The sequence below is a fragment of the Sphingobacterium sp. JUb56 genome, assembly GCF_014191365.1.
Taxonomy (GTDB): Bacteria; Bacteroidota; Bacteroidia; order Sphingobacteriales; family Sphingobacteriaceae; genus Sphingobacterium; species Sphingobacterium anhuiense.
The window spans coordinates 2,091,854-2,108,302 of record NZ_JACHWL010000001.1 but is presented as its reverse complement, the minus strand read 5'-3'; the positions used below and the strand labels follow the sequence as shown (position 1 = coordinate 2,108,302).

General features: G+C 39.4%; 6 protein-coding genes. 2 read left to right on the top strand and 4 right to left on the bottom strand.

What is annotated here, in order from left to right; genetic code table 11:
• The first annotated feature begins 406 nt into the window (after positions 1 to 406).
• Positions 407 to 4,465 carry a two-component regulator propeller domain-containing protein gene (locus FHR29_RS08755; protein ID WP_183913872.1) on the top strand — a complete coding sequence of 1,353 codons (4,059 nt, stop codon included), beginning with the start codon at positions 407 to 409 and terminating at the stop codon, positions 4,463 to 4,465.
• Positions 4,466 to 4,616: 151 nt separating this feature from the next.
• On the opposite strand, the gene FHR29_RS08750 is transcribed toward FHR29_RS08755, so the two are convergent.
• The 4 genes from FHR29_RS08750 to FHR29_RS08735 all read right to left on the bottom strand — a co-directional run bounded on the left by FHR29_RS08750 (position 4,617) and on the right by FHR29_RS08735 (position 10,086).
• Positions 4,617 to 5,774: a PepSY domain-containing protein gene (locus FHR29_RS08750; RefSeq protein ID WP_183913870.1), complete on the bottom strand. Its 1,158-nt coding sequence runs from the start codon at positions 5,772 to 5,774 to the stop codon at positions 4,617 to 4,619.
• Positions 5,775 to 5,836: 62 nt separating this feature from the next.
• The gene (locus FHR29_RS08745) at positions 5,837 to 8,422 is read right to left on the bottom strand and encodes a TonB-dependent receptor (protein ID WP_183913868.1); all 2,586 of its coding nucleotides are present in this window, start codon (positions 8,420 to 8,422) and stop codon (positions 5,837 to 5,839) included.
• 94 nt (positions 8,423 to 8,516) lie between these two features.
• Positions 8,517 to 9,479 (bottom strand): FecR family protein, encoded by a 963-nt coding sequence (locus tag FHR29_RS08740; protein WP_183913866.1) that lies wholly within the window; start codon positions 9,477 to 9,479, stop codon positions 8,517 to 8,519.
• 55 nt (positions 9,480 to 9,534) lie between these two features.
• On the bottom strand, positions 9,535 to 10,086 hold the full coding sequence (locus FHR29_RS08735; RefSeq protein WP_183913864.1) for an RNA polymerase sigma-70 factor: 552 nt from the start codon (positions 10,084 to 10,086) through the stop codon (positions 9,535 to 9,537).
• Positions 10,087 to 10,383: 297 nt separating this feature from the next.
• Between FHR29_RS08735 and FHR29_RS08730 the strand changes: the two genes are divergently transcribed.
• Positions 10,384 to 16,368: an alpha-2-macroglobulin family protein gene (locus FHR29_RS08730; protein ID WP_183913862.1), complete on the top strand. Its 5,985-nt coding sequence runs from the start codon at positions 10,384 to 10,386 to the stop codon at positions 16,366 to 16,368.
• The last annotated feature ends 81 nt before the right edge of the window (positions 16,369 to 16,449 follow it).

Sequence of the window (16,449 nt, the reverse complement as noted above, 5' to 3'; positions counted from 1 at the left end):
TTGGTTTGAAATCATAAATCGGTTTGCTCCATTGTAGCGCATTGATTAAAGGTGATAGTGATCTATCATAGTAGGTTTTAGGGACTGTTCTGTGTGCTCATAATTTTATTTTAATCTAAGTGGTTTGTGTAAATGCCATGCATAAAATTTCCAGTTGCTATTAGGTAGGTTAGGTCTAATAACAAGTAGTGAAATTTATTTTTGACGGTTGGTTTATAATTACTAATTCAAAACTAGCTGATGTAACATTCTCGTTGAGGTAAGAATGTTCAAATGATGAGTAAGTATGTTAAAATTGGATTTAAATCATCAAATAATCTATTTTTTTTGATAGTTTAGGATAACGGTGACCGCTATTCAAAAGTATTGTTGTACACCTTTAACCATTATCTTATTAAACCTAAATATGTTGAATATATTGAAGTGTAAAATTAATATTGTTATTACCCTAATTTTCTGCTCTATTGCTAACGCGCAGGAACTGCCGTATTCGTTTGAGCATTATACGATAAAAAATGGTTTATCGTCCAATACTGTTTTTAGTACTTATCGAGATAGTTATGGTTTTTTATGGATTGGAACTGAAGATGGGTTAAATCGATTTGATGGATACACGTTTAAAGTTTATCGTTATAATGCCGATGTAGAAGCGGGTTTGAAATCTAATCATATCACAGCTTTATGTGAGGATAACCTAGGACGTGTTTGGATAGGTACCAATGGCGGAAGCTTAAGTTATTATGACCGTAAATTGGATAAAATTGTCAGTTATGATAAACATGTGGATGGTAAATGGTTGAGTACCGCAATAACAACCATTAATACGGATATTGCAGGGAATATCTGGGTAGGTTCATATGGTGGACTCTTTATTATCAATGTCAAAGATATTGGCAAACCACTTGACGTACGCTATACCGATATCGAAAAGAAGTTTTTCAAAATGACCTCCAGATATATTTTTAGAGACAGTCAAGGACGCATGTGGATTGCCGCTGAAAATAGAATATATCAGTTTGCATCGAATTTGAAAGAAAGTAAAGTTTATCCTGCTCAGGATCCTTTGACATCTGATAAACAACTCATGGAACTGACCTGCATTGAAGAAGATGAACAGAAACGTATTTGGGTTTCCTCACTACAAGGACTTGTTTATAAGGGTGATCATGAAGATCAGTTTTCTTTGTTTCAAGAATCGGGGGGAGCTAAATTAGGGAGTAAACGAATTTACAGTATTGCTAACGATACAAAAGGAGGGCTTTGGATTGGTACGGATAATGGATTAGGGGTATTGAATACAGAGAATTTTGAGCTTAAAATTTTTAATAAGGATCCTCGAAATATTAGAAGTATAAGCCATAAATCGGTCCGTTCTATTTACCTGGATAAATTCGGAATTTATTGGGTGGGCACCGTACAGGGAGGGTTAAATAAATTTGATGTGAACCTGAATCAGTTTAACCTTAAAACGATCGACAGTTATGGAAAGAATGAAGTCAGTATGATTACTTCATTTTTACCTTTTAAGAGTCAGGTTGTGGTGGGTACTGATGGAGGTGGTCTTTATCGGTATGACCGTAGCTTGGATAAACTGACAGCTATTCCGATTGGAGATCAAAATCTAACGGTTTTAGCATTAAAAAATGGAGATCATCCTGGCGATATATGGCTGGGAACTTTTGGTAAGGGAGTGATCAAGTTCAATTTAGAAACACAATCACGTGCGCAATATCTGACAGGACCTGGTGAAAACCAACTTAATAATAACGAAGTCTTTAGTTTAGAGAAAGATATCTATGGTGATATCTGGGTCGGAACAAACGGCGGTGGAATCAATGTGATTCGACTTAAAGATGGTGCGGTTAAAAAATTTCGTCGTTCTGACAACCCCAAAGCGGATGAGATTGCACCTTCTGCAGATTTTATCCGTGCTTTAAGAAAGGATCATGATGGTAATATGTGGGTAGGGACCTACGGTGCAGGTATTTTTGTCTACAATCCATACACCCGTAAAACCGTGTATTATAACAAAAATGCAAATGCTCTGCCGAACAACTATGTGCTATCAATCTATACCGACCGGGCTGGAAATGTGTATGCAGGTACAAATGGCAATGGAGTCGGGTTGCTGCAAAAAGGTGATAAGCAGTTTAAAACATTATCCGAACGGGAAGGTTTGATCAATGATGTCGTACAGAGTATCGTTGAAGATAATACGGGAAAAATGTGGTTCAGTACGAATAAAGGCTTGAGCTGTTATGATCCCTTGCAAAAAACGTTTAAAAATTATGCCTATTCTGTTGGCTTACAGGAGGGGGCATTTGCGATAGGGGCAGGTCTTATGCTGCCTGATGGAGAAGTATATTTTGGTGGTCAAGAAGGATTTAATCATTTTTATCCTAAAAATTTAAAAATTAATACGAATCCTTCCAAACCTGTATTAACGGAATTAAAGATTGATAATAAGGTGATCAAACCTTCTAAAGAAGGCATACTATCTGAATCACTGTTAACGGCAGAAAGGATCAATTTGAAGTATAAACAAAACTTTTCAATTTCATTTGCTGCATTGAATTTGACGGTATCAGAAGATAATCAATATCAATATCGCTTGAAAGGGTTTGATAAGGATTGGATTAAAGCTCATGGAGATCACGCTGCTTACTACACCAATTTGGATCCAGGAGAATATACATTTGAAGTAAAAGCGAGTAATAACGATGGGATATGGGATGATGAAATCAAATCTATAGTTGTTTATGTTGAACCTCCTATATGGTTAAAAGGTTACGCATTTGTGTTTTATGGCATTTTGTTTTTATCGGGGTTATATTGGTTAAAGAGTCGCGGTGTGCGGAAACTAAAACAAAAGTTTGTTTTGGAACAGGAGCGTCGAGATGCGGATAATCTCCATCAGTTGGATCAGATGAAAATAAAATTTTTGACGAATTTAAGTCATGAATTTCGAACGCCTATTTCTTTAATTACAGGTCCAATTGATATTCTACTACTTAAGGAAAAGGATAAGGAAACTTCGCAACAGATCGCGCTTATCAAGCGTAATGCCCACCGGTTGCTTAATCTTGTTAATCAATTGCTCGACTTTAGAAAAATGGAAGAAAATGAGATTAGATTGCATAATACGAAAGGGGATTTAGTATCCTTTGTAAAAGATATGTATGACTCTTTTAGTGATATGGCCATTCAAAAGGAGATCAACTATCGTTTTATTTCTTGTGAAGATCATGTACTAACCGCTTTTGACCATAATAAAATTGAGCGAATTATCTTTAATTTATTATCCAATGCGTTTAAATTTACTGCAAAGGGAGGTCATATTTCTGTGTATATAAAATCGGTGGAAGTACAGGAGGAGGGTGATAAAATAAAAGTTAAAATGGTAATCAAGGATGATGGTATCGGTATACCAAAAGAATCGCATGAAGCGATTTTCGAGAGTTTCTACCAGCATGATACACAGGGTAATATTTTGAATCAAGGATCTGGAATCGGTTTGTCAATCGCAGATTCATTTGTTAAAATGTATGGTGGTAAACTTTACGTGGAGAGTGAACCAGGCTTTGGAAGTGCTTTTTCTTTTGATCTGTTTTTAGAAAAAATGGAGGTCGTTAATGATGAAGTTGTACAGACTGTTATAAGTGTCGAACAGGATAATGTTGATCCGCATATTCGTCTGAGACCCGTTGTATTGATTATTGAGGATGACGATGACTTTCGGGGTTTTCTAAAAAGTAGGCTCGATCCTTTATATCAAACTTGCGAAGCGTCAAACGGCCAAGAAGGATGGCAAAAAGCACTATTTCATCACCCCGACATGATTATTTCTGATGTGCAGATGCCAATCATGAACGGTATGGAATTGACTCAAAAGCTGGTGCGGGATAAACGGACAAAACATATTCCTATTATCTTATTGACAGCTTCAAGAGTAGAAAATGGTTTAGTCTGCGGTTTAGAGTCGGGAGCAGTAGATTATATTTCTAAACCATTTGATATGGCTGCATTATTAGCAAAAGTGAATAGTTTATTGCTCCTTAATCAAGCTTTTAAAGATACTTATAGTAAGCAGCTCTCTTTTGTGTCACCAGAAGTTGAGGTGATGTCAGAAAAGGAGAAGTTTTTACAGAGCGTATTTGAATATGTTTATGAAAATTTAGATAATCCACAACTTTCCGTTGAGTTGTTGAGTAGTCACTTGTCCATTAGTAGAACATCGTTGTATAATAGATTGCTTGAATTTTCGGGTATGAGTCCTGTAGATTTTATACGTTCGGTAAGGTTGGAACGTGCAGCAAATTTATTGGAAAAAAATAGTAATTCGATATCGGAAATTGCGTATGAGACCGGATTTTCAAATCCTAATTATTTTACCAAAGTATTTAAGGCAAAATATAAAATGACACCGTCGGAGTATATACAGGCACAAAAGAATCTGGTTAAATAATGTTATTGGCGCGAATTATATAGGAGAGAAAGGTCAGAAATAGTATTAAATAAGGGGTTGCAGATAAAAGGAAACGATTGCTAAAAAGGTTTATCTGTGATGGGATAAGCCTTTTTAGCATTAAGAGAATTAACGGGTTGCTAAGCTTTATTTACGCTTTCTTTTTTTTCTTTTTACGTCGATTGTACCAGATGTAGAAACCGGTGACAGGTAGGCTGGCAGCAATCAACGATGCCAAAAATACCAGCATCTTTCCCGGGATTCCCAGAATACTTCCTAAGTGGATGTCGTAATTTAAGGCCCGCATTTTCTCACCGTAATTTTTACTTGAAAAATCGATTGTTTTTTGCAGATAACCTTTCTTTACATCGTATTGTCGTATGATAGAGGCATAACTTTTTTGATAGCGGATATACACGTTTAACGGTGCTTCTTCCTTCTGTGGGAAATAAAAGTAATAGGCATGTGCATCGGGATAAGTTACCTCTACTTCGTTCAGAATGTTATCGTAGACCGAATGATTTGTATTCAAATGAGCCTTTGACTGAATAGGTTTCACCAGAACTGTTTCCGGAGCCTTATTTTCGATTTTATTGAGTACTTGCTGTACCGACTCATCAAACCAGGGGAAGGCCCAGATCATACCGGTCAATCCCAGAATTAAAGCGATCGTGAAGGAATAGAATCCTAGAATATTATGCAAATCGTAATTTTTCCGTTTTATGCCGGTTTTATTTTTCCAGCGAAACCAAAACCGAACACGTCTTGCTTTTTTGTTCTTTGGCCACCACAGATATAGACCTGTTAAAAGTAAGAGCACAAAAAATAGCGTTGCAGTGCCTACAATGGGTTGGCCAATGTCATTTTTAAACAGCAATGACCAGTGGAGGTAGAGTATCACCCTGAAAAATTCAAATTCAGCGTTTTCACTGTATACGTTTGCTGCGGTATAGGGGTTGATGAATAGAGACTCATAGTATTTTTTCTCGTTCCAGTACCAGATTCCATCGTTATCATCTTCTTTATATGCCCTAAAATGCCAGGTCCGTTGTGGATTGTTTTCAATTTCTACGGCCGAGACCTGTTTTTCAGCACCCCAATGCTGTTCTGCGTGGTCCAATAAGGTTGAAAACGACTGACGCTCATGATCTGGACTCGTGGACTCCACGTAAAAATGACTTTTATAAACTACTGGTTTGATTTCATCAACAAATGCCAATATACAACCGGTTATGCCCAGTATAAAGACAATAAGTGATGAGAGTAAACCCATCCAAAGGTGTGTTTGATGTAATATTTTCTTTAGCACAATTTACAATCTAATCAAGCAGACCGCTCGCTAAAAGCGGTCTGCTCGTTACTATACAATTTTTAGAAACGATAGGAAAGGTTTGCCGCCACACTGGATGGTGCCTGCAAATTGCCCCAGCTGTCCCAATATTTTTTATTAAAGATATTGTTCGCTTTCAATTGAATTCCCCAAGCTTGTTTGTTATAAAACACAGTTGCATTGGCCAGCGTATAGCTGGGAATAAAAAAGGTATTTGTCGAAGCGCGGTACATTTTATCAACATAGTTGACTCCGGCACCGATACCGAGACCTTTTACTTTTTCTTGGAAAGTGTAAGAAGCCCAAAAACTGGCGACATTTTCAGGCGCAAATTCTGCCTTGTTTCCTTCAACAGCAGTATCAGAAGCTTTGATGATGCGATTATCATTATAGGCATAACTTCCGATGATGTTCAGTCCTGCGATGGGGTTGGCAATGACCTCCAGCTCTGCACCTTTGCTCACCTGCTTTCCATCCTGTTCGGTAAACATGTCCGCATTGACACGGGTGGCATTATCAATCTTGATATAATAATAGCTGGCCGTCAGACTTAATTTTTTATGAAAAAGCTCCGATTTTATTCCACCCTCTGCTTGATTGGCAAATATTGGATCTATGACAAATCGATTTCCATCTGGCTGGATGACAGGAGCAACATTTTGGAAACCACTCATATAATTGGCAAATGCAGAAATACGCTCGGGAAGAATCTGGTACACCAATCCTAATTTAGGCGCTAATGATGTTTGTTTGAATCCTTCTTCATCTTCCACTTTGTTCCGATTGAAATGATCAACACGGAGTGAAAGCATGGTCGAAAGACGTGGCACGATGGTGATCATATCGGATACATATGCACTGAGCGTTTGTTGCGAAGGAGTGGGGTACGGTGCAAATTCGGCATTTTTATCGATTTCCTGTCTCAACAGGGGCGTGAATTTTTGGGTCACATCTACTTTGTCGAATAGCTGTATATCCCCGAAAAGGAAACTGCTGCTGAGGGTTCTATAATTGGCTCCGACCAGCAATTTATGTTTGATACTTCCTGTGTTAAATTCGCCATTGATATTTTGCTGAATATTTGCGTATCCATTATAGACATCCTTATATATGGATGCGGCTCTGGTAACCTCTGTAGGAGAACTGACGAGCACGACACGCTGATAGCTGTGGTCCACATTTTCCGAAACGTACGAGAACACGGTGGTGGACTGGAACTTATCCGATATTTTATATTTTGCCTCAGCAAAGATTCGGGAAGCGCTATTTTGTACATCGGCATCGCTATAATACAAGCTTTTGCGGTAATCCAACTTCAGATCTTTAGGTTGAAGTACATCTTTGGCCCGGATAACAAAATTATTGGGCTGTGTATTGTGAACCTTTAGGTATTCGGCATCTAAGTTTAGGGTCAGCTTCTCATTGACCTGATAGCTTAAACTAGGTGCGATTAAAAAGGTATTGTTAAAAGCATCCGAGAGGTAACTTCTTTCTTTATGGATAGCGGTATTCAAACGAAATAGAACACTTTTGTCGGCCTTTAATGGCGTATTGAGATCTACGGATAAACGGTTTAAGTCATAGCTCCCCATAGTGTAGTTTACTTCCGTACGTTTTGCTTCAATTGGTTTTTTCGTAACGAGATTGACTACGCCACCAAATGAAGATACGGATGCTCCAAATAGTGTTCCCGATGGACCTTTAAGTACTTCTATGCGTTCTACATTGGCAAGATCCATCGCAGATCGGTCCGAAGTGGACTCCATACCGTTGCGGGCATTAATTCCTGTACTAAATCCTCTTAAATGGGCACTCAGTCCGCCAGAAGGATTGATCACGGGCACAGTACCACCTGCATTCCGCATGGCTTCGGCGATGGTATAAGAAACTTGTTCTTTCATCAACTGCTGTGTTACCACCTGATAGACCTGCGGATTCTCCAAATTGCGCAGGGGCATACGGGCTACAAAAGGGGTCTCTTTATTTGCAAAGCGGTTTTTACGTTCGCCGTTGACCACTACTTCCTGTAGTGCTGTAGCATCTTCATAGAGCACAAGGTTGACTGTAGATGTTTTATTTGCTTCAATATGTACCTGTTGCTTTTGGGTCAGCAAGCCGACATATTTTGCTTCTACGGTATAGTTGCCGGCTTCCATATTACTGAACGAAAATTTACCATTTTCATCGGCCTGGACTTGTCTGCCCGCAAGGGAGATGCTCACATATCCAGCAGGGTGACCATCGCTGCTGTGTACCTGTCCGTTCAGATTGCCTTTTCCAGAAGAGGGCTGTAAATTAATGCGATTTCCATTGGTCTCTACGCGTTTTACAGCATCGCCCAGGATCTCCTGCAAAATTGTTTCTAAGCGTGCGTTTTGCAGGTTTACCGATACTTTTTTTTGTGCATCGATCAGGTTCGGACTGTAGATAAATGAACAGCCTGTTTTTTCTTCAATTTTTTCTAGCGCCTGCGCTATCGTTTGGTTTTTGATTTGGATGCTGACCTTGGTCTGGAGGATACCCTGTTGCGCCTGTGTCAATAGACAGGAGAAAGAAAGTGCTAATAAAAGGCTATTTTTTTTCCATGTTCTGGGAAATAGCGGTGTGCTAAGTAGCAAAAAGTTCATATTTTTACAAATGTGATTAAGTTAATGTATTTAATTTCATCCCCCGGTGGACAATTTTGGCGATGCGTACACCGGGTTATTTTTTGCGGATCGATTATCTATATAAGCTGACCTCCTTATCTTTGATGGTATATTTGATGGAGGTTGCAAAACTGATGTCATGTAAAACTGATGCTAAAGAAGCCTGCTTAAACTTCCCTCTCACCTGATCATTCAGTATTGCTGTGTTGTGACAGGTGATCTTTACATTATACCAGCGTTCAAGTTCCGGAATCACCTGTTTGATGGTTTTGTTGTCGAATATAAGTTGTCCTTCCATCCAGGCAGTCGACAGTTCACTGTTTACGGTACTTGATTTCATCTTTCCTGCAGCATAACTACTTTGCATATTGGCTTTTAAAATAAGGGTGTCCGGACAATTTGCTGCGGTAAATTGTACTCGTCCTTCTTCTACAGTAAGCATATCGGACTGTCCGGGACGGCTTAGCAAATTGAATCGGGTACCCAGTACGCGGGTACTGGTATTTTTAGTCTGGACAATAAAAGGTCGTTTTGGATCTTTGCTCACTTCAAAAAAAGCTTCACCATCTAAGGTCACTTCTCTTTTCGCTGCATCAAATTTTTCGGGATAGCGTAATTTTGTTCCCGAATTGAGACTTATGGTCGTTCCATCGCTGAGGATGAGTTTTTGTTTTTTTCCAAAAGGTACTTCGATCTGTACAAAGCGGGTGGTTACGATCGGTTCTGCTGTTATTTTATCCGATCGAAGATAGAGCCAAGCTGCGGATAGGATACTCACGATACTGGCTGCTGCGACGAGTTTAGGCCAGCGTCTACGGGTTGATTTTTCTGCAGAAAACGTATCGGGGATATCAGCTTGATGGCGAATATTTTGCCATAAGATCGCTTTTTTCTCTTCAGGTGTATAGTTACTTTTCTTGCGTGGAAATTCTTCCTCAGGAATACCATCAGCCATCCAAGCTTCCACAGCTTGTTTCTCAACAGGTGTGCACTGGCCTGACCAGTATTTTTCTAAGAGCTGATGATCGATTTTCATATATTTTTATATACCAGTCGTCGTTTAGCTGTTTTACCCTTAGTCTACAAAAAAATTATTTTTGTTCTGATGTAGCGATCTTATTTCTCAGGAATTTTAGGGCTTTCGTGAGATGTGCTTCGACAGTCTTTTCGGACAAAGACAATGCTTCGGCAATTTCGGGTATGCTTAGACCGCTATTGCGGCTCAGGGTATAGACCTGACGGCAACGGCAGGGTAGTCGGTTGACCAGGCCATCTACAAAATGATCAAGATCTCTGAAATAGATGGTCTCCTCTGTGTTGTTGATGCTGTGGCAGAAGGTCTCTGTCAATTCATGTGTCTGATCGATGCGCTTATACTTTTCACGGTAATAATCATTGATCCGTATTCGCGCAGCGCGAAAGAGATAGTGTTCTATCTGAATAATTTCTTCCATCACTTCTTTACGTTTCCAAAGCGAGCAGAAAATATCCTGTACCATATCCATAGCGATTTGCTCATCATTACAATGGTGTTCACAAAAATCAACAAGTCGATTCCAATAGGCATCGAACCACTCCTGAAATATTTGTTCAGGTGGTTTTTTCTGCTTGTTTTTTTTTGTAAAAAATAGTTTAAGGCTCACTAAGCAAGTCGTTTTAGATAGATAGGTTCAAATATAGGTTTTAATCTGGAATTGTTCTAAATAAAATTAAATTTCACTGATTTTAATATTTAGATGGCGATTATCTCCTAACATGAATTTGTGCTGTACAACATATTCCTCCCGATGAGGAATTTTTCACCGAGATTATAGCTTCTGACGCAGGTTTTATTGGGAAATTTTGATATCTCTGCACGAAAATTTGTGCGTATAATGAATTATAATGTGTGTGTTTGGAAAATTTATCTATTTTTAAGGGAATTTAGTCAATACCTTTTTATGAGTTGGAAGTCAATTATCGTTAGTATTTTAACCTTTTTGTATTCGATCGCCTTATTTGGGCAGTCTGCACTGTTCAATAGTCAACGTCAATCTTCGGATTATTATATCTATAAATTAAACCCCGAGATTTTAAAAAAGATCCATATCGGAGAAGTGAAATTTAACGAAGATATGCTGACCGATTTTGTTCAAAAAGGAAAGTATCGTAATCAAAAACTGAATTTGCCACGTGGCAATTATGTGGAAGTCCGTGCTGATGAAAATAACCTGGTATATGATGAATTTATCATTGATGATCTGTATGCTAAGGTCATTCCGACCGAAGCATTTGCGGTTTGCTTGTACGATTCATTGGGTAATATGATAACCGATGCACACCTTTCTTTGGGCAAGAATAGGGTCTCTTATGATCGGAAATTGGGCTATTATCATACTGCAAATTCGAAAACAGGTGATGTCGTCAGCATCTTGCATAAAGGGGTGTATCATTATCTACGTGTAGAAAAGAACTGGCCTTATGAAGAAAAAGTATCCTTTTGGCAGGGTGTGAAAAAAAACTGGAAACGGACAAAATATAAATTTAAAAGGATTTTTCGTAAGAAAAAAAGTTTTGATAACCAAAGCTTTATGGTATTCAATAAGCCGATGTATAAGCCCAATGATCAGGTGAAATTCAAGGCTTATCTCGAAGAGGGTAAATGGAAACCAAATTTAGATTCGGTGGATGTTCATGTGGTGGGCAATGCGAAAGATACGGTCATAACAAAACTTGCTCCCTATCGCCCTGGCATGTATGCTTTTTCTTTTGACTTAAATGCAGGACTGGGACTTACCCTTGATAAATATTACCGTGTTTTATTGAAGTCTAGCAAATCTAAGCAAGTGCTGCTTGAAGAGTCGTTTCGATATGAAGAATATGAATTGAAAAGTCTCACGTTTAGCATGAAATCCGATCGCACGGATTTTGCAAAAGGGGATAGTATCCGCCTGAAGTTAAAGGTTGTCAATGAGAATGATATGCCTGTTTATGATGGTCGAGTAGAATTGAAAGTTGTACCAAACTCCTACCGTACAGGAAAGATGAAGGCGAATCAGGTGAATTTTGTTCCAGATACGTTGTGGCAGACAACGGTGTCTCTTACTGAAGTCGCGGAAAAGGAAATCGTTTTGCCAGATTCGATTTTCCCGTCAGACATGGGTCTTCCTTTTCAAGTTATAGGTACCTACCTCAGTTCGGACAATGAGCGTCATGAAAAAATACTGCAGCTGAATTTGCTTGATACGGAAAAAGAAATTCGTATCGCCGTTAAAGACGGGCAGGCGGAGATTAAGTATTTTGAGAAAGGTATTGAAAAATCAAGCGATGCTAAGATCGAATTATTAGGTGAAAACAATGAAATGTTGCGCGTAGAGCAGGTTCGTTTACCGCATATCATACCGGTTGCATGGCAGGCAACGGAAATAGAAGTTGAGACGAATGGAATTTCTGAAATCTTGGATTTGGAACAGGAACAAAAGGAGCAACTGCGTTATCGTTTTTACCGCACGACCGATTCGGTTTTATTGACGGTGAGTAATCCGGCCGCTATTCCTTTTTGGTATCAGGTTAGGAAAGGTAAGAAAATGGTTTCGTCGGGTTATGCGACTCAATTAAACGAAGCATTTTCAGAACGGGAAAAAGACGGGTATAGCCTGCAGATTACTTATCTTTTTGCAGGCCGTGCCAAAGTGATAAAGGAAGATCTTCCTTTTATGCAGAAAAATCTGAATTTAGAGGTCAATACAGCGACAACGGTGTATCCTGGTCAAAAGGCTGAGGTGCAATTGTCCGTGACCGATAAAGTGGGCAAACCTGTGCCGGATGTGGATATTACGGCTTATGGATTTACATCAAAATTTAAAAATACAAGTGCTCCAAATGTCAAGATTGGCGGACTCATGCGGTATGCTCAACCTTTCCAGAATTTTAATTTTGATCTGGATGAAGCTCAGGTAAGACACCAGGAGGCATTAAAGGACTGGGCGAGATGGTCTAAAGAAATGCAGCTTGATACGATTGCTTTTTACCAATTTTTATTTCCTAAAGTTTATTATCAGGCGTCGAAGCCGGTCGCGGAAATTAAAAGCCAAATTTCTCCATATCTGGTGGTAAATGGTTTGGTACAAGGGGTTCATATGATGTGGATAGATGGTGTTTTGACTTATGCGAAACAGAGTCAACACCATGATGATTATATTTTTGAGATCTATCCGGGACAGCATGAATTTAGATTCAGAACACATGACAGGGAGGTATTGGTGAAAGGGTTCCGCGTTGAAAAAGGTCGGAGAATGATCGTATCCTTTAATATAGGGCAGGATACACTTGGATTCAACTACCCTGATGAAACGCTTGGTAAAGGACAGATCTTGGTCAAAATGCTGCCCAAGGACGATGTTGGAAAGCTCAAAGATACCGAAGTCACGGAACTCAAAAAACAGTTGATTTCCGTAACCAATAATTTCGGAGCTTGGCAATTGCCAAATCTAAATGTGTCTATCGAAATGCCGGCTTATATCCAGACTTCAGGCGATCTTTTTTATCTGAATCCATTTCCGAACAGGACCTATAACAGTAGGCTTAGGACTCAAGTGTCAGCACCTGTTTTGGTAGGTCCGTTTCCGCGTACCGAAATGTATAATGGCGTGCCCAAAATAGCAACATTAATCGTGGATACGACATCAATTGGACGTTTTGAAATAGAAGGCGGATATCAATATACACTTTATCAGCAGTACCAAAAGTTGAAAAGTTTTGATGCGGACTATATACGAAAAGATGCACCTTACTTTAAACCGCAATTGGATTTCACGAAGAAATTATGGATACGTAGTGATATTCAGAAAAATGTGGCGAGTAAATTTAGGGAGGCCATGCAAAATAATAGTGGAGTTGCGCAATTTGTTTTGGCGAAAAAAGATTCCAAAGAACCAACCTTTAACCTCAATTTAAGTTATGGTCTGGATGCTGAACAAAAGCTTGTCAAGCCTGCTCTTATTTTCGTAGAACCTGCAAAAGCGGAAGACCGTAGGTATTATAGACTGTATTATGGAGCTGAAAATAGCTTGCGTAATTTACCTCTCGGGGATATTATTTTGCATGTGGTGAAAGACGATTCGACGGCCTATAGTTTGGCTGTAACGTTAAAATCGAATGGACTAAACTACCTGAAACTAGATGGTATTCAATGGAACCAGCGATCACCTCATGCTGCAGTGGCTTATAAGATGGTCCGTGATGAAACCGTTGCAAACAGGGTGTTGAATCCGCTTCGTGATTCTATTCTTTATGAACAGCAGGGGCATGGTCAAGTTCTAAAAATAAACAAGGCTGAATTTATTGCAAAGCGTAATAGCAGCTCCTCTGTCAGAATTTTGGTTTATGATGGTGATGCACCGGTGATCGGGGCTGCTGTCAAAAATATGGGTTCGAAACAGCAGTATTTTTCCAATTTTGATGGTAGTATCGAATTGGATCTTTCGGATGAAAAAGCAGTACAGTTGCAGATCATTGCAATAGGCTATAATCCTTCGGATATCAAGGTATCTATGGGGCAGGATTATTTTGTTGAGTTGAAGGCGCAGGACAATCAATTGGATGAGGTCGTTGTGATGGGTGTGGCTACCCAAAAGAGGGTAAGTATGACCGGGTCAGTTACAAGTGTCACGGTCAATAATATGCCAAATTTGTTGCAAGGAAAGGTGAATGGTGTCCTGATTCGAGGTAATGGAAGTACGGATGCCGGTGCAAAACCGCTGATATTGGTGAATGGTGTGGTGTTCGAAGGTGATCTTGCTTCTTTCGATCCGGCTATAATTGCTTCCGTAAATACGGTAAAGGATCAATCCATGATTGCCTTGTATGGCGTAAGGGCTGCCAATGGCGTCATTATGGTGCAGACAAAAACTGGAACTGAGGTTCCAACACAGGCGAATGTTTCAATGCCTTATCTCGAATCGGGTAATACGATGCGGGTCAACTTTCATGATGATGCTTTCTGGAAACCGAAGCTCAAAACAGACGCTGCAGGGAAAGCGAGTTTTGAGACCACTTATCCAGATGATATTACCAATTGGAGAACAATCTTTATTGCCAAAGGGGTAAAAGATTTTGCAGATACCAAAGAGCTGAATATTAAAGCCTTTAAAGCTGTTTCCGCACATTTGGCAACTCCACGCTTTGCTATTCGTGGCGATCGGTTTACCACAATAGGTCGAGTGGTTAACTATCTTGGCGATAGTCTGGAGGTGTTACGGACGATCTATAATGGGGTTGATTCTGTAAAAACGAATTTGAAAATAGCGAAGTCATACCGCGATCCAATTGCTGTTCGGGCGGAGAAAGGCGATAGCTTGCTGCTTTCGTATGCGATCGGTCTTTCTAATGGCTATTTTGATGGGGAGAAACGAAGTATTCCGATTTTTGAAAAAGGACTGGAGCAGCATCAGGGTGATTTTAAGGTGTTGAATGGAACGGAAGAATATCAGTTAAAAACATCACCTGAGCTGGGAGAAATCACCGTTCATGCTGAAGCCAATTCATGGGAATTCATCCAGCGCGAAATAGCACATATTGATGCTTATAAGTTTTTGTGCAACGAACAGCTGGCATCAAAATTAAGTGCGCTACTTTCTAAGAAAGCGTTAACAAAACTTTTGGGAAAGCCGTTTGAAGAAGAGAAAAAAATCCTTGACCTTTTGAAAGAATTGCAGAAAAACAAGAATACAGTTGGAGGTTGGGGCTGGTGGAATAAAAGTGAAACGGTATCATGGATCAGTAATTATGTCGTTTCTGTGCTATTGGATGCCGAAGATGCGGGGTATCGTACGGGGTTGACGAGAAGGTTGTATATCGAACGGGAGGAGGAAAGCTTGAAAAGAAGTCTGGCTTCTTTGGACGTTCTTTGGAATAAAGATAAACTTAATATGGCCAAAGAAGGGCTGTTTAATTCATTGATGTTCCTAAACCGACTGGATCCTAAATCGGATTATAAACACTATTTCCTTGCTATTGATGGAAAGTTGAAGAGTAAATCAACCAAAGATATGTTGCTTAAATATCTGTTGATGGCTAAATTGGGGATTCCGGATGCTCATGCCGCAGATACTGTACTGAAATATGCTTCAAAAACAATTTTGGGTGGTATGTATTGGACTTCGGGAGGTGTTTCTGATAAGAACGAAAGGATATTTTTGAATCCAACCGAAACGCATACGGAAAATACGCTATTGGCGTATACAATATTGAAAACAATCGGGGGTCATGAATCGGATCTCGAGCTTATTCGAAATTATTTCTTTGCACAGAAGCAACGGGGTAACTGGAGCAATATCTATGAGTCTTCACGGATTATTCGAAGTATTCTTCCAGACTTATTGAAAGAAGGCGAAACTTTTCGGGCACCTATAGCAATTGTGAACGATAAGCGTATTACTGCATTTCCTTATACGCAGAAATTTGCGGCGACTGAACAGATTCGTGTGCGGAAAGAAGGGACAGGACCGCTGTTTCTGACGGCATATCAGAACTTTTGGAATGCCAATCCTGCTCTTGAAAAAAATAAGGGCTTGACTGTTTCTACTCGATTTAAAGATGCAAATGGTACTGTCACCACCTTAAAAGAAGGTAAACCGATCAAAATTGAAGTTACTGTATTATTGTCAGGAGAGGCCGAATACATCCAGCTTGAAGTTCCGATTCCTGCGGGTTGTACTTATGAAAGTAAATCGCCTGGATATTACCGAAATGAAGCCCATCGGGAACATTTCAAGGATCGGGTAGTTATCTTTTGTCCGAAATTGAATAAAGGGGCGCATACTTTTGAAATTGAGTTATTACCACGATACACGGGGGTGTATACGGTAAATCCGGCAAAGGCGGAGTTGATGTATTTCCCTGTTTTTTATGGTAATGAAAAGATGAATGAGATCGTGGTGGAGTAGTTAAATAAAGGTTTTTTAAAATTTTATAATATAAAAGGGAGATATCGTAGGTATCTCCCTTTTATAATATAAAAGGGAGAT